11 protein-coding genes are annotated in these 15,248 nt (G+C 71.2%); 5 read left to right on the forward strand and 6 right to left on the reverse strand.

All coding sequences use genetic code 11. The features are described from left to right. Window positions 1-130: 130 nt before the first annotated feature. Window positions 131-2,713, reverse strand: coding sequence for a hypothetical protein (locus ABS52_09855; protein ODT03302.1), 2,583 nt, complete (start codon window positions 2,711-2,713; stop codon window positions 131-133). 127 nt (window positions 2,714-2,840) lie between these two features. Next, complete coding sequence (locus ABS52_09860; protein ODT03303.1) at window positions 2,841-3,815, reverse strand: hypothetical protein; 975 nt, start codon at window positions 3,813-3,815, stop codon at window positions 2,841-2,843. A gap of 222 nt (window positions 3,816-4,037) precedes the next feature. Here ABS52_09860 and ABS52_09865 point away from each other — a divergent pair, with 222 nt between their 5' ends. The 5 genes from ABS52_09865 (at window position 4,038) to ABS52_09885 (ending at window position 11,024) form a co-directional block, all read left to right on the forward strand. Further along, window positions 4,038-5,372 carry a hypothetical protein gene (locus ABS52_09865; GenBank protein ODT03304.1) on the forward strand — a complete coding sequence of 445 codons (1,335 nt, stop codon included), beginning with the start codon at window positions 4,038-4,040 and terminating at the stop codon, window positions 5,370-5,372. A gap of 34 nt (window positions 5,373-5,406) precedes the next feature. Further along, on the forward strand, window positions 5,407-6,744 hold the full coding sequence (locus ABS52_09870; protein ID ODT03305.1) for a 4-aminobutyrate aminotransferase: 1,338 nt from the start codon (window positions 5,407-5,409) through the stop codon (window positions 6,742-6,744). A 122-nt stretch (window positions 6,745-6,866) separates the two neighbouring features. Beyond that, window positions 6,867-8,315, forward strand: coding sequence for an amino acid decarboxylase (locus ABS52_09875; GenBank protein ID ODT03306.1), 1,449 nt, complete (start codon window positions 6,867-6,869; stop codon window positions 8,313-8,315). After that, the gene (gabD, locus tag ABS52_09880) at window positions 8,312-9,754 is read left to right on the forward strand and encodes a succinate-semialdehyde dehydrogenase (NADP(+)) (protein ID ODT03307.1); all 1,443 of its coding nucleotides are present in this window, start codon (window positions 8,312-8,314) and stop codon (window positions 9,752-9,754) included. The genes ABS52_09875 and gabD overlap by 4 nt, the downstream gene beginning before the upstream one ends. A gap of 31 nt (window positions 9,755-9,785) precedes the next feature. Beyond that, window positions 9,786-11,024 (forward strand): lytic transglycosylase, encoded by a 1,239-nt coding sequence (locus ABS52_09885; GenBank protein ID ODT03331.1) that lies wholly within the window; start codon window positions 9,786-9,788, stop codon window positions 11,022-11,024. A gap of 13 nt (window positions 11,025-11,037) precedes the next feature. On the opposite strand, the gene ABS52_09890 is transcribed toward ABS52_09885, so the two are convergent. From ABS52_09890 to ABS52_09905, 4 genes are all read right to left on the reverse strand, one after another. Beyond that, window positions 11,038-12,696 (reverse strand): glutamine--tRNA ligase, encoded by a 1,659-nt coding sequence (locus ABS52_09890; GenBank protein ODT03332.1) that lies wholly within the window; start codon window positions 12,694-12,696, stop codon window positions 11,038-11,040. 220 nt (window positions 12,697-12,916) lie between these two features. Then, window positions 12,917-13,807 (reverse strand): hypothetical protein, encoded by an 891-nt coding sequence (locus ABS52_09895; protein ODT03308.1) that lies wholly within the window; start codon window positions 13,805-13,807, stop codon window positions 12,917-12,919. A 135-nt stretch (window positions 13,808-13,942) separates the two neighbouring features. Continuing rightward, window positions 13,943-14,413 carry a hypothetical protein gene (locus tag ABS52_09900; protein ID ODT03309.1) on the reverse strand — a complete coding sequence of 157 codons (471 nt, stop codon included), beginning with the start codon at window positions 14,411-14,413 and terminating at the stop codon, window positions 13,943-13,945. 234 nt (window positions 14,414-14,647) lie between these two features. Continuing rightward, window positions 14,648-15,232: a hypothetical protein gene (locus tag ABS52_09905; GenBank protein ID ODT03310.1), complete on the reverse strand. Its 585-nt coding sequence runs from the start codon at window positions 15,230-15,232 to the stop codon at window positions 14,648-14,650. Window positions 15,233-15,248 lie beyond the last annotated feature (16 nt).

Consider the following 15,248-nt stretch of genomic DNA (forward strand, 5'->3'; position numbering starts at 1 on the left):
CATGATGCCGGAGCGTGGGAAAGCGAAGCGGCCGCCCGAGGGCGGCCGCTCCTGTTTCAGCTGACGGAAGCGCGGGCCGTAGCTTCGGACTCCCGTCTCCCGTCTCCCGGCTCCCGGCTCCCGTCTCCCGTCAGCCCTTCGGCTCGAGGATCTTCTTGATCTGCGTCCGGGCATCGTCCAGGTGGGCGCGGGTGGTGCGGTCGCTGGTGCGTCCGAGCGCGGCGGCGAGCTGCCCGTCGAGCGCCTTCAACTCGGCGCGGAAGACCGCCTTGATGTCGCTGGTGGCGCGCGCCCCGGCAAACTGGGCGGCGAACTGCGGCGGGAGGCCGGGAGGGAGTTGCACCGGGCGGGGGTTGACCTTCCCGTCGACCGCCGAGAGGTAGCTGCGTTGCAGCTCGCGACGGTAGGCGTCAACGCGCACGTTGCCTGACGAGAGCTCGCTCCAGATCCCGTTGCGCACGTCGGCCGCCATCTCGGCGAGGGCGTACGCCTCGCCCGGCCTGGCCATGGCGTCGAACTCGATGAGCCGCTCCAGCCGCCGGTCGTTGAAGAGCTGGTTGAGGACACGTCCCTGCGCCTGGTTGATGCGCCGGATCGCCCCTTCCACCTCGATCTTCCGCAGGATGTCGTCGACCAGGAAGTAGCTCGGCGTGGCGAAGGCGTTGTCGTTCAGGAACCTGACGGCCTCCTTCTGGCGCTGCCGCGAGTTGGGGACGTAGCGGGGCCCGGGCTGCCCGGCGTACTTCTCCTGGGCCTGCGTCCCGCCCACCACGTCGGCCACGTGCGAGAGCTCGGTGGCCCACTGGCCGATGAGGCGCCCGTACATCTCGGAGAGGTCGTCGTAGTTCTCGCCATCGCGCACGGTGGCGGGGACGAGGAGCGGGACGATCTGCTTGATCGACCTGATCCCCCACCCCGTCGCCTTCACCGCGTCGGCATCACCGACCGCCTCGCTGTGGTCGCCCGGGTCGGCGCCGCGCGAGTCGGACATGTTGAAGCGGTACCACGGGATGGAGTCCTGCTCGCGCGACCACTTGTCGAGGGTGGCCCACTCTTCGTCCGGGGTCCTGGCCGCCGGGATGGGGGTGTAGCCCCAGCGCGCGATGTACTTGTCCCAGGGGCCGATGCGCGGGATGAGGTCCTCGAGGGCGATCCCGTCTTCGGGCTGGGCGGTGTAGTTGAAGCGCGAGTAGTCCATGATGGAGGGGGAGTGCCCCATCTTCGCCACCCACGTCTTCGACCGCACCGAGTCGACCGGATAGGTCGACGAGCCCTTCTGGTCGTGCTGGAAGCCCAACGTGTGCCCGACCTCGTGGGCGACGACGAATTCCACCAGGCGCCCCATGAGCGAGTCGGGGAAGGGCCACTGGCGTGCGCGCGGGTCGAGGTGCCCCACCTGGGTGAAGTACCACGACCGCTGCAGGTTCATGATGTTGTGGTACATGTAGATGTCCGACTCGATGATCTCGCCGGAGCGCGGGTCGTTCACGTTGGGCCCGGTGGCGTTCTCGATCGTCGAGGGGAACCAGCGCACCACCGAGTAGCGCGCGTCCTCCGGCGACCAGTCGGGGTCGTTCTTCGGCGCGTCGGCGGCGACGATCCCCCTGATGAAGCCGGCCTCCTCGAAGGCGGGCTGCCAGGCCTCGATCCCCTTCTTCACGTAGGGCTTGAGCCAGTCGGGGGTGGCTGGGTCGACGTAGTACGTGATGGGCTTCACCGGCTCCGACTTTATAGCGTTAGGGTCCTTCTTCTCCAGGCGCCAGCGCACGATGTACTCGCGCTCCTGCGCACGCTGCTCGGGGCGCGAGTAGTCGAGGTTGCGCACCGAGAAGAAGCCGATGCGCTTGTCGGCGAGGCGCGGCATCATCGGCTTGTCCGGGAGCTTGACCATGCTCCAGTGCAGCACGACCGACGACGTCCCGGTGGCCGCCGGCTGGAACGGGTTGGCGGGGGCCGCGGAGAAGGTCGGCGGAGGGGTGATGGTCAGCACCGCCTCGACCTCGACGTTGGTGGGGAATGAGAGGACCTGCTCCACGAACGAGCGGTTGGGGTCCGGGTTGCCGCGGAACTGGTTCCCGGGGCCTATCTCGGCGGGGGGCGCGGTGTAGAGGCGCGTGACGTCGATGACCGCGGCGCTGTCGGGGCCGTAGGCGTCGACATTGAAGGCGGCGATGATGAGGTCGTAGTTGGAGTTGCGCACCGCCTGGGCGATGGGGCTCGCGGAGTCGGCGACGATCTCGAACGAGACGTTGCGCAGGAGGATGCGGTTGTTGCGACGCTCCCACTTCACCACGCGGCGCGGCCCGATCTGCTGGCCACCGTAGCCCGCGTTGACCGGGACGCGCGCGGCGCGGGTGACGAGAAGGAGGTCCTTGTCGAGGGCGCTCCTGGGGATCTCGAAGAGGACGCGGCTCCCGATGCGGTGCGTCTTGAACAGGCCGTCACGGGTGATGGCGCCGGCCGTCACCACGCGGTTGTACGGACGCGGTGCGGGCTCGGCACCCGGGGCGCCGGGCGCCTGAGGGCGGACCGAATCGCCCTGCTGGCCGGCCATGGCGGAAGGGGGGGCGCCGGGGCGGGGGGCATTGGCGCCGGCGGTGTTCGGAGTCCGCGGCGCCGGAGCGGTCGTGGGAGCGGGGGCGCGGCACGCCGAGAACAGGGTGAGTGCCGCCACAGTGGCGATGGTGGATCGCGAGAACGTCGAACGCGACATCTGGGCGTCCTGTGTGGGAGTGGGACGTGCTTCCGTCGCCCTGCGGCGAGGGGCACGAGGTGCGCTGAAGACTACGCCTCGCCCAGCGCCCGTGCTGGACGAGGAGAACGCGGGGTATTGCGGCTGGCTACCTGGCCGGGATGGCCACGTACGTCACGCGGCCGGCGTTGAAGAGGGGGACGGCGACGCGCGAGCGCCGGGTGTCGACGCCGATGTCGGCCGGGGCCTCGAGCCCGCCGGCGAGGCGCGTCAGCGTCCCGTTGCTCACGATGTTTAGGGACGAGTCGGCCCAGCTGGTCACGAGGATGCGACCGTCGGCGAGTGCCTCGACGCCGTCGTAGGTCCCCGGACCGGTGGCGACGCTGCTGACGGTCTTCTCTCCCACCTTCCAGGCGCTGATGGCGTTGCCGCCGAAGGGGGCGAGGATGAAGCGGGCGCCGGCGGCGTCCCACGCGATCCCGTTGGGGCGGGTGAGGAGGCTGTCGCCCTCGAGGGCGGCCGTCGCCTTGCCGCCGCTGATGGCAAAGATGCGGTCCTTCCCCGGGTGGGTGATCTCTCCCTTGGCGTTGATGCGGATCCCGGTGTCGGTGACGTAGACGACGCCGTCGGGCCCGAGGGCGACGTCGTTGAGGAAGGTGGCGCCGAGGGGGGCCAGGTCGATGGTGGCGAGAGTGGCGCCGGTGTTCTTGTCGAAGGCCCGGACGGCGTCGATGTCGGCGACCCAGAGGGTGTCGCCGGCGATGGCTATTCCCTTGGGGGCGTTGAGGGTGGCGCCATTGGCCCCACCCTGCACGACGATGGTCGAGGTGGCGGGGTTGGCGGCATCGAGGCGCGCGATGTAGCCGTTCCCATCCTTGTCGGAGGGGACGCCGTTGATGTTGCTGACGAAGTACGCGTCGAGGGCGGGGTCGTAGCGCACGCTCTCGGGGGTCTTGAACCCCTCGGTGGGGGCGGGGAGGACGCTGTCGGCGCCGCTGGCGAGCGGGGCGACGGCGAGCGAGTCGGCGGGGGCGGCCTTCTCGCCGCCACAGGCGGCGGCCAGGGCGCCTAACGAGAGAAGCGCGAGCCGGCCGAGGGCGCCGGCGGGGGTGGAGCGCGACATGGACAATCTCCTCAACGGGCGAGGTGCTCCCGGCGGGTGGTCCGGTCGGTCGTGCCGGCCACCGGGACCGGGCTACGAGGAGAAAACTACCGATTCCCGCTCGCCGGTTCCTCCTTTTTCGCGCGAGTGAGCGCGGGCGAGCGCGGGCGAGCGCGGGCGAGTGCGGGGCTGGGACGACTCCCGTACTGGCGATGCCGCCGCTCCCCCGCCACATTCGCGCGCGTGACTCCCCCGCCACATCGCTATCCCGACTCTCCGGTCTTCTACCGGTCGCTCACGCGCGACTACCCGCTGGTGGTGCGTGGCGAGGGGTGCTGGCTGGAAGACGAGACGGGAAAGCGCTACCTGGACGCGGTGGGAGGGGCGTTCGTGGCGAGCATCGGCCACGGGGTGCCCGAGATCGGCGAGGCGATGGCGCGGCAGGCCGGGCGCGTGGCCTACGTCAACGGGACCGCCTTCACCAACGAGGCGGTCGAGGGGCTGGCTGCGCGCCTGGTCGCGCGCACACCGGCGCTGGGGAAGGCGTACTTCCTGGGGAGCGGGTCGGAGGCGGTGGAGGCGGCGCTCAAGCTGGCCAGGCAGCACTGGATCGAGCGCGGGCGCCCCTCCAAGCACCGCGTCATCGCGCTGGTCCCGGGCTATCACGGCAACACGATGCTCGCCCTCTCGGCGTCGGCGCGCGAGCACTACCGCCGGTACTGGCGCGAGTGGCTGGTCGACGTGCGCCGCATCCCGGCCCCGTTCGCCTATCGTTGCAGCTGCGAGGGGAGGGGGGACTGCCCCGCGTGCAGCGGCGAGGCCCTGGAGGGGGCGATCCTCGAGGAGGGGAGCGAGAACGTCGCCGCCTTCATCCTGGAGCCGGTGGGAGGGAGCTCGACCGGGGGCAACGTCCCGCGCGACGGCTACCTGCGTGCCGTGCGCGAGATCTGCGACCGGCACGAGGTCCTCCTGGTGGCCGACGAGGTGCTGTGCGGGGCCGGACGCACCGGGACGTGGACGGCGACCGAGGCATGGGGCGTGGTCCCGGACATCCTCACGTTAGGCAAGGGGATCGGCGGCGGCTACGCGCCGGTGAGCGCGGTGCTGGCCCGCGACGAGGTCGTCGCCCCCCTCGCCGCCGGGAGCGGCTACCTGATGCACGCCCAGACCTTCTCGCACCACGCCGTGACGTGCGCGGCGGCGGTGGCGACCCTCGACCACATGGAGCGGCACCAGCTGGTGGCGCGCTGTGCCCGGATGGGGGCCATCCTGCACCAGCGGCTGCAACGCCTGCTGGAGCTCCCCGGCGTGGGCGACGTGCGCGGACGCGGGCTGCTGGCGGGGGTGGAGTTCGTCGCCGACAAGGCGACCCGCGCCCCCTTTCCCCGCGCCGAACGCCTGGCCGAGCGGTTCACCGCCGCCGCGCAGGAGGCGGGACTCATCGTATGGCCCAACGTGGGGCAGGCGGACGGGGTGAACGGCGACCTCGCGATGCTCGCCCCGCCGTTCATCATCACCGAGGAGGAGATCGACGAGATCGTCGAGCGCTTCTCCCGCGCGCTGCGCCGCGTCACCTGACGGCGCGCCCCATCACATCACCGGATCGATCACCATGACCGAGCGTGACTACCCCAGGATCGTCGTCCCCCCACCGGGCCCCAGGGCACGGGCCGTCGTCGATCGCGACGCGGAGTGGACCTCGCACTGCTACATCAAGGAGTACCCCTTGGCGATAGCCCGTGGCCAGGGGGTGATGGTGGAGGACATCGACGGGAACCGTTACCTCGACTTCATGGCCGGGATCGCCGTGGCCTCGACGGGATACGGGCATCCGAAGGTGGTGCAGGCGATCCAGGATGCGGCCGCGAACTTCCTGCACATCTGCGGGAGCGATTTCTACTACGAGGGGATGGCCGCACTGTGCGAGCGGCTGTCGCGCGTGGCCCCCGGCCCCACGAAGAAGCGCGTCTTCCTGACCAACTCCGGGACCGAGGCCACCGAGGGGGCGATCAAGCTCGCGCGGTACGCCACGCGCCGCACGGCGATGATCGCCTTCAAGGGGGCGTTCCATGGACGCAGTACCGGCGCCGTGTCGCTGACGTCGAGCAAGGCTCGCCAGCACGCCGGCTTCGGCCCGCTCCTCCCCGACGTGCACCACGTGGACTATGCCTATCGCTATCGCTGCCGTCACTGCGCCGACAAGCCGGCGTGCACCAACGCGTGCGTGACGTCGATCGAGCGCGACCTGTTCGCGCGGCACCTGGATCCGCACGACGTGGCGGCGATCTTCGTCGAGCCGGTGCAGGGCGAGGGGGGATACGTCGTCCCCCCTCCGGGCTTCCTGCGCGAGCTGCGCGCGCTGTGCGACAGGTACGGGATCCTCCTCGTCTTCGACGAGATCCAGAGCGGGATCGGGCGCACGGGGAAGATGTTCGCCTGCGAGCACGACGGGGTGGAGCCCGACATCCTGCTCACGGCCAAGGGGCTGGGGTCGGGGATGCCGATCGGGGCGATGATCGTGCGCGAGACGGTGGACAAGTGGCAGAACGGGGCGCACGGGTCGACGTTCGGCGGCAACCCCGTCTGCTGCGCCGCGGCGCTGGCCACGCTCGACGTGGTGGAGGGCGGGGCGATGGCTAACGCCGCCGTGCAGGGGGAGCGCCTGTTGGCCGGGGCGCGGGCGCTGATGGAGAAGCACCGCTGCATCGGCGACGTGCGCGGGCTGGGGCTGATGGTGGGGATCGAGTTCGTGAAGGACCGCGCGACGCGCGAGCCCGACGGCGACCTGGTGCACCGGATCGTGGAGCTGGCCTTCTCGCGCGGGCTCTTGCTGCTGGGGGCGGGGAAGAGCGCGCTGCGGCTGGCGCCTCCGCTGGTGATCGACGCGGTCGACATCGACCGCGGGGTGGCGATGATCGATGCGTGCATCGAGGAGGCCCTGAAGGGGTAGGCGCCGGGGGTTCGGCGCGATGACGCCGGGAGAAGGCGGCGAGGATGTGATGCCGGGAGGGGACCGCGGGCGGTGGCACGGGGCTAGTTTTCGGATCGAACCCTCCCTTGCCACCGCCGGCCATGACTCCCGAAGAATTCCGCGCCGCTGGCCACCGACTCGTCGACTGGATCGCCGACTACCGTGCGCGCGTGCACGACGGCGCGCTCCCCGTCATGGCGCGCACGGCACCGGGCGAGGTGCGGCGGGCACTCCCGGCCGCGCCGCCTGACGAGGGCGAGTCGTTCGATGACCTCATGCGCGACGTCGACCGGGTCGTCGTCCCGGGGCTCACGCTCTGGCAGCATCCCAACTTCCACGGCTACTTCCCGTCCAACGCCTCGCTCGCCTCGGTGCTGGGCGACTTCCTCGGCACCGGGCTCGGCGTGCTGGGGCTCTCGTGGCAGTCGTCGCCCGCGCTCACCGAGGTGGAAGAGGTCACCACCGACTGGCTGCGGCAGATGGTGGGGCTCTCCGACCAGTGGAAGGGCGTCATCCAGGACACGGCGTCGACGACGACGATGCTGGCGCTCGTCTGCGCCCGCGAGCGCGCGAGCGGCTTCTCGTTAGGACACGGCGGGGTGCAGCAGGTGGGGGCGCCGCTGGTGGTGTACACGTCGGCGCAGGCGCACAGCTCGGTGCAGAAGGGGGCGCTGCTGGCGGGGTTCGGGCGCGACAACGTGCGCCACGTGGCGTGCGATGACGCCTTCGCCATGCGCGCCGATGCGCTCGAGACGGCGATCGCCGAGGACGTCGCCGCCGGGCGGACGCCGTGCGCCGTCGTGGCGACCGTCGGGACGACCGCCTCCACCGCGCTCGATCCGGTCGGGGCGATCGCCGAGGTGGCCAGGCGCCATGGCCTGTTCGTCCACGTCGATGCGGCGATGGCAGGTTCGGCGATGATCCTCCCCGAGTGCCGCTGGATGTGGGAGGGGATCGAGGGGGCCGACTCGGTGGTGGTGAACGTGCACAAGTGGCTCGGCGTCGCCTTCGACTGCTCGGTGCACCTGGTGCGCGACCCGGAGCTGCTGGTCCGGGTGATGTCCACCAACCCCAGCTACCTGCGCTCGTCGGTGGACGAGCAGGTACGCAACTATCGAGACTGGGGGCTCCCCCTGGGGCGCCGCTTCCGTGCGCTCAAGCTCTGGTTCCTGCTGCGCGAGCAGGGGGTGAAGGGGCTGCAGGCCAGGCTGCGCCGCGACCTGGACAACGCGCAGTGGCTGGCGGCGCAGGTGCGGGCGACGCCGGAGTGGAGCGTGGCGGCCCCCGTCCCGTTGCAGCTGGTGTGCGTGCGGCACGCCCCGCCGGGGGTGAGCGGCGACGCGCTCGACGCGCACACGCAGCGCTGGTGCGACGCCGTGAACCGGTCGGGGAAGGCCTACCTGACGCCGGCCATCCTCGACGGGCGGTGGATGGTGCGGGTCTCGATCGGCTCCGAGGCGACCGAGCGGCGGCACGTGGAGCAGCTGTGGCACATCATGCAGGAGGCGGCACTCGGCAGCGCCGCCACGATCGAGGGGAGGACGACATGACCAACGGAACGCCGCGCATCATCACCGACGCCTTCATCGACGGTCGCTGGACCGCCACCGGCCGCACCTTCGACGTGCAGAGCCCGGCCAACGGAGGACACCTCGCGACGGTCGCCGATTGCGGCGAGGCGGAAGGGGGCGCCGCGGCCGCGGCCAGCGTGGCGGCCTTCGACGCGTGGCGACGCACGACCGCCTACGAGCGCGCCGCCGTCCTGGCCCGATGGAACGAGCTGATCCTGCGCGACGAGGGGTGGCTCGGCGAACTGATGGCGCGGGAGATGGGGAAACCGGTCACCGAGGCGCGCGGCGAGGCGAGGTACGCCGCGGGGTTCGTGCACTTCTACGCCGGCCAGGCGACGCGCGTGCACGGCGAGACGATTCCGTCGCAGTTCGCGCACAAGCGGCTGCTGGTGAACCAGCGCCCGGTGGGGCCGGTGTACGCCGTCACGCCGTGGAACTTCCCGGCGGCGATGGTCACGCGGAAGGCGGCGCCGGCGCTGGCCGCCGGGTGCACGGTGGTGCTCAAGCCCGCCGAGCAATCGCCGCTGACGGCGTTGCACCTGGCGAAGCTGTGGGAGGAGGCCGGGGGGCCGCCGGGGACGCTGCAGGTGCTCCCGTGCCGCGACCCCGTCCCGGTGTCGCGCGTGCTGATGGACGACCCGCGCATCCGCAAGGTGAGCTTCACCGGGAGCACCGAGGTGGGGATGCTCCTGTACGGCCAGGCGGCGCAGACGATGAAGCGAATCTCGCTGGAGCTGGGCGGGCACGCGCCGTTCCTGGTCTTCGGCGACGCCGATATCGCACGCGCGGTGCGCGAGGTGGTGGCCTCCAAGTTCCGCAATGCGGGGCAGACGTGCGTCTGCGCCAACCGCGTCTACGTGCACGCGTCCATCGCCGCCGACTTCACCGCGCAGCTGGCCCGGGCCACGCAGGCGCTGCATGTCGGCGACCCGCTGGACCCGGCGACGCAGGTGGGGCCGCTGGTGGACCAGGCGGCGCTGGAGAAGGTGGAGGCGCACGTCAACGATGCGCGGGCCCGCGGGGCGACGGTCGTGGCTGGCGGGGTGCGCGGGCACGGGACCTTCTATGCGCCCACCGTGCTGTCGGGCGTGGGCGACGGGATGCGCATCCTGGAGGAGGAGACCTTCGGCCCGGTGGCGCCGGTGATCACCTTCACGCACGACGATGACGCGGTGCGCGCGGCCAACGCGACGTCGGCCGGGCTGGCCGCCTACCTCTGGACGCGCGACCTGTCCCGCGCCATCCGCGTCTCCGAGGCGCTCGAGTACGGGATCGTCGGCGTCAACGACGGTGTCCCGTCCACGCCGCAGGCGCCGTTCGGCGGGGTGAAGTTCTCCGGGGTGGGGCGCGAGGGGGGGAGGTGGGGGATCGAGGAGTACCTCGACGTGCAGTACGTGTCGATGGGGCTCGATGGCTGAGGGCGGGGCGATGTCGAGGGCCGGGGTCGTGATGCGCGACCGCGCGCCGTCGGCGCACGTGCCGCGCCCTGCCTTCGTCGCCGCGTGCGCTGCGCTGATCCTCGGGATGCCGTCAGGGGCAATGGGGCAGGCGGGTGATCTCTCGCGCTGCCTGGCGTCGATCCGCGCCACCCAGGGCGCCCGGCGCATCACCGCCGACACCTGGACGCGCCATGCAGCCTCGCTCGAGGCCGACCCGCGCGTGGTGGCGGCGCTCGATGCGCAGCCGGAGTTCCGCCTCCCGGTGTGGGACTACATGGCCGTGATGGTGGACGACGAGCGCATCGACGACGGGCGCAACCGCCTGGTGCTGCACCGCCCGCTCCTCGAGTCCATCTTCGAGCGATACGGCGTGGAGCCGCAGGTGTTGGTGGCGTTCTGGGGGGTCGAGAGCAACTACGGGCGCGGGATGGGGAGCTACGGCGTGTTGCGCTCGCTGGCCACCCTCAGCTGCAAGGGGCGCCGGCAGAAGTTCTTCCGCGGGCAGTTCCTGGCCGCGCTGCGCATCGTCCAGGACGGACACGTGGCTCCCGCCAGGTTCCGCGGCTCGTGGGCGGGGGCCTTCGGGCAGACGCAGTTCATGCCGGGGACCTTCGAGTGGCTCGCCGTGGACCACGATGGCGATGGACGCCGCGACGTGATCGGGAACGTCGGCGACGCGCTCGCCTCGACGGCCAACTACCTGCGCCGGCACGGGTGGCGCACCGGTGCGCCATGGGGAATCGAGGTGAAGCTCCCCGGCCCCGCCTTCCCGGTGCGGGGCGAGGGGAGGCGGGTCAAGCGCACGCTGGATACCTGGGCCGCGCGCGGCGTGGTGCGCGCGGACGGTTCGCCGCTCGCCGGCGACGGGCTGTCGCCCGCGACGCGGGCGGGGCTCTACCTGCCGGCGGGGGCAACGGGCCCCGCCTTCCTCACCTTCCACAACTTCGACGTGATCTACCGCTACAACGCGTCGGAGACGTACTCGCTGGCGATCGCCCACCTGGCCGACCGGCTGCGCGGCGGGGGACCGTTCGCCACCCCGTGGCCCACCGACGACCCGGGGCTCTCACGCGCCGAGCGTCGCGAGCTGCAACGACTGCTCGCCGCGCGCGGGCACGACATCGGCGCCCCCAGCGGTGTGCTCACCGCCCGCACGCGGGCGGCGGTGCGGCGGGAACAGGAGCGCCTCGGGCACGAGGTGACCGGGCGCCCGGGGCAGAAGCTGCTGAGGGCGCTCAGGAATCCCTGAGCGCCGTCGCGCGCTACCCCTTGGCCTGCACCTTCTCCCAGCTGTCGCGCAGCGTCACCGTCCGGTTGTACACCGGCTTCCCCGCCTGCACCGACGCCTCGGCGTCGTGCACGAAGTAGCCCGTCCGCTCGAACTGGTAGCGCGACCCCGCGTCGTCGTCCGCGGTGCTCGGTTCGATGAAGGCGTCGGGGACGACCACCAGCGAGTTCGGGTTGAGCGCCGAGAGAAAGTCCGCTCCCTCGGCGACGTCGTCGGGGTCGGGGACGGCGAAGAGGCGATCGTACAATCGCACCTCGCACGGGATCGCGTGGCGCGCCGAGACCCAGTGGATCGTCCCCTGCACCTTGCGGCCGTCGGGGGCGTTGCCGCCCTTGGTGGCCGGGTCGTAGCTGCAACGCAGCTCGACGATGTTGCCTGACGAATCCTTGACGACGTCGGTGCAGGTGATGAGGTAGCCATAGCGCAGCCGCACCTCGCGCCCGGGAGCCAGGCGGAAGAACTTCTTCGGCGGCGCCTCCATGAAGTCGTCGCGGTCGATCCACAGCTCCCGGGAGAAGGGGAGCGTCCGCGACCCTTCCTTGGGGACGTCGTGCGGGTAGTACGGCGCGTCGAGCTCCTCGACGAGGTCGTCGGGATAGTTGGTGATGACGACCTTGAGTGGCTTGACGACGCACAGCACGCGCGGGACGCGCATGTTGAGGTCGTCACGGATGGCGTGCTCGAACCTGGCCAGCTCGGTGCGCGCGTCCGAGCGCGCCACTCCGACGCTCTCGGCGAAGGTCTTGATGGCCTCGGGGGTGACGCCGCGGCGGCGGAGCCCGGCGACGGTCGGCATGCGCGGGTCATCCCACCCGGCCACGTATCCCTCGTTCACCAGCCGCAACAGCTTCCGCTTGGAGAGGACGGTGTAGTCGATCTGCAGCCGGGCGAACTCGGTCTGCTCCGGGGGGTTCACGAAGCCCGCCTCGCGCACCAGCCAGTCGTAGATGTCCCTGTTGTCCTTGAACTCCAGCGTGCATAACGAGTGGGTGATCCCCTCGATGGCGTCGCTGAGCCCGTGGGCGAAGTCGTACAGCGGGTACAGGCACCAGGCGGTCCCGCGGCGGTAGTGCGGCGCGTTGCGGATGCGCAGCAGGAGCGGGTCGCGCATGATCATGTTGGGGTGCGCCATGTCGATCCTGGCCCGCAGCACGTGGGCGCCGTCGGCGAACTCCCCGGCCTTCATCCGCCCCAGGAGGTCGAGGTTCTCCTCCACCGAGCGGTCGCGATACGGCGAGTTGGTCCCCGGCGTCGTCACCGTCCCGCGCCCGAGGCGGATCTCCTCCTCGTTCTGCGAGTCGACGTAGGCCTTGCCCGCCCGCACGAGCTTGAGCGCGATATCGTACAGCGGCTCGAAGTAGTCGCTGGCGTAGAACTCGGCGTCCCACTGGAACCCCAGCCACCGGATGTCGTCCTTGATGGCGTTGACGTACTTGATGTCTTCGGTGAAGGGGTTGGTGTCGTCGAAACGCAGGTTGCAGCGTCCGCCGAAGTCGCGTGCCAGCCCGAAGTTGAGCACCAGCGACTTGGAGTGCCCGATGTGCAGGTAGCCGTTGGGCTCGGGGGGGAAGCGCGTGCAGACCTGGCGGCCGAAGCGTCCGGTGGCGACGTCGTCCGCGACCATGTCGCGGATGAAGTTGCTGCGTGGTGGCGGGGCAGGGGCCGGCGAGGGAGCGGCTGACGAGGCGGAGTCGTGGGTCACGAGCGGGTCCCAGGGTCGGGGGAAGCCAACCGGGTGGACCTCCCATGGAGAGGCCACCCGGCACCCTTCAAACTAATGGTTTCTTCGCTCGTCTGGCTGTCGGCGCCGGGGGGCGGCTCGTACGTGCCGCCTCCCCAGGCGCCGAGGGCAGCTACTGCGGGGTGATGCTGTAGTCGATCAGGACCCCGCCCACGAACGAGGCGGTGACCTTCTTGCCGTCGATCCTGTACGTCCGCTTCGTCACCGTCATCGACCCCTCTTGCACCTCGTTGGCGGTGGTGGCGGGGCCGAGGAGCGCCTCGACCTCGGCGATCGAGAGTCCCTTCTCGAGGGCGTTCAGGCCCCCGGCGCCGGGCGTTGCGGAGTTGGCGGCGGCCGCCGGCACCCCCGCGATCTCGAGGTACTGCGCCAGCGCCTCGGCCACCCCTTCGGGGGTGAGCGCGTAGGGCGGGATTCCGTTCCGGAAGCGGATGTTGAAGCGGCTCCCGCTTTCGGCGCGCTTGACGCGCAGGTTGGCCTCGCGGGCCTCGTTGGCCTGCGCCGCCTCGGCCTCGGCGCGGGCGTTCTCGCGCTCACGCTCGCTCCGCACGTTGGCCAGCTCCTTCTCGAGGCGCTTTCGTTCGGTAGGTCCTTGCGCCTGCTTGATGCGCGCCTCGAGGTCGCGCTCTTCCTTGCTCTCGCTCTCCGTCGTGGGGGAGACGGAGGAGCTGGAGTTCAGGTAGTCGCCGAAGGTTCCCCACCCGCCACCGCCCAGCTGGAACTCGATGTGCGAGTCCTTCTTGACCACGACCTTGGTGATCATGGCCTGCTGGCCGGGCTTGAGGGCGGTGCCGAATTCCTTCATGCGGCTGGCGACCTCGCGCCAGTCGACGGGGGTGCCGTCCTGCGGGAAGACGTCGATCCCCTTGCTGGTGGCCGGCATGTCGACCTTGACGGTGACCGACTTCCCTTCGAACGCGGTGCGGAGCGCCGCCTCGTTCTGCGCCATCGCGCTCTGCGAAACCGCCGCCAGCGCCAACAGCGCCACGATGTCCTTGCGCATGATGGGTATCCCCGAGGGTAAGGACGTGCGAATCACGGTGATGGCCGGGGCGGAGTGTCGAGGCGACAGTGCCGCTGGAGAAGGAGGAGATGGGAGTCGGCTGCCCTCCCACCTCCTCTCCCCACCCCAGTCGGACTAGAACTGCACGAGGACCGGCTGCCCGGACTCGCTGGAGAGCCTGGCGGCCTGGTTGACGGCGGCGGCCTGCTCGTCCTGCGTGCTGCCGGCGTTCACCTTGGCGGCGCCGGTCGAGGCGCTCCCGGTGGCGGCGCTCCCGGTGGCGGCGCTCCCGGTGGCGGCGCAGGTGATCGTCACCTGCATCGGCGTGATGAGGCCGAAGGTGAGCGAGGCAACGAGGCCGTTGAGGAACGAGTGCTGGGTCTCCACCTTGGCGACCCCGCCCGGGCACTGCGAGGCGGTGTTGAGGGCCGGGGGCGGGACGAGGCCGTAGACGAAGCCCATCTGCCACGGCTTGTCGATCACCGTCGGCGACGCGGCCTTGCCGGTCTCCACGACCTGGTGGTAGCAGGCAGTGGCGGGGAGGATGGCGAGGACCATCGCGGCACGGGCGATGCGACGGAGGATGGGCTCGTTGCGATTGAACATTGCGGGCGAGGTGCGGAGTGATGGGTGAAGCGCGCCGCGTTGCGGCTGGCGCGCGCCATGAGAGTACGGGGCACGGCTGCCGGCGACATGGGTCGATCGACCCAAGTCATTCGACCCACGCGCCGGCAGCTGCATGCATGGATCGTACGGGCGTCCGGCCACGGTGGCCGGGGTGACCCCGGGGCCCGCCTGCCGGCCCTGCCTCCGTGTCCGAGGGCGCGATGCGTCGCCTCCCTACTGCCGCGGGAAGCCCGCCGCCAGCCGCACCCGTTCCGCCCGCCGCAGGTGCCGGCGCGCCATCGCCGGGACCATCGCCAGCGCCACGTCGAGCGGGCACTGCAGTGCGCAGAGCGACGGGAGGCGTACCTGGGCGGTCCCCAGGTCCTTGCGCTCCCCCGCGCGCGCCAGGCGACGGACCTCGGCGTGGTACCTCAGGATGTCGGCCATGATCGCCCGCACCGGGCGCCTACCGCAGATCTCGCGCACTTCGCCCTCCCCGATGGGGAGGACGGGGACGAGCTCCAGGAGGCGCGGGACCGACTGCCACCACCACGCGCTCCGCGACTTCCCCAGCCGGGCGCGCCATCCGCTGCGGACCGCGCGTACCCCGTCGTCGAGGATGGGGACGGTGCGTGCCAGCCACCCGAGGTGACGCGCCATGCATTCGCCCACCGACGGGAGCCGCTCGCGGGGGCGCCAGCACCCCTGCGCGTCGGTGAGCCCGCGCACGATGGAGAGGGCGCGCTCGTCGGCTGCATCGAGCTCGCCGGCCACATCTCGGATGTCGCCCGACACGGGGCGTAGGGTCACGTGGGTCATGGAATCCGCCGCCAGG

This window comes from Gemmatimonadetes bacterium SCN 70-22, assembly GCA_001724275.1.
Classification (GTDB): Bacteria; Gemmatimonadota; Gemmatimonadetes; order Gemmatimonadales; family Gemmatimonadaceae; genus SCN-70-22.

Coding starts and splice junctions, on each gene's coding strand:
- ABS52_09855 (ODT03302.1), bottom strand. CDS start 2,713: ATGTCGCGTTCGACGTTCTCGCGATCCACCATCGCCACTGTGGCGGCA.
- ABS52_09860 (ODT03303.1), bottom strand. CDS start 3,815: ATGTCGCGCTCCACCCCCGCCGGCGCCCTCGGCCGGCTCGCGCTTCTC.
- ABS52_09870 (ODT03305.1), top strand. CDS start 5,407: ATGACCGAGCGTGACTACCCCAGGATCGTCGTCCCCCCACCGGGCCCC.
- ABS52_09875 (ODT03306.1), top strand. CDS start 6,867: ATGACTCCCGAAGAATTCCGCGCCGCTGGCCACCGACTCGTCGACTGG.
- gabD (ODT03307.1), top strand. CDS start 8,312: ATGACCAACGGAACGCCGCGCATCATCACCGACGCCTTCATCGACGGT.
- ABS52_09885 (ODT03331.1), top strand. CDS start 9,786: ATGCGCGACCGCGCGCCGTCGGCGCACGTGCCGCGCCCTGCCTTCGTC.
- ABS52_09895 (ODT03308.1), bottom strand. CDS start 13,807: ATGCGCAAGGACATCGTGGCGCTGTTGGCGCTGGCGGCGGTTTCGCAG.
- ABS52_09900 (ODT03309.1), bottom strand. CDS start 14,413: ATGTTCAATCGCAACGAGCCCATCCTCCGTCGCATCGCCCGTGCCGCG.
- ABS52_09905 (ODT03310.1), bottom strand. CDS start 15,232: ATGACCCACGTGACCCTACGCCCCGTGTCGGGCGACATCCGAGATGTG.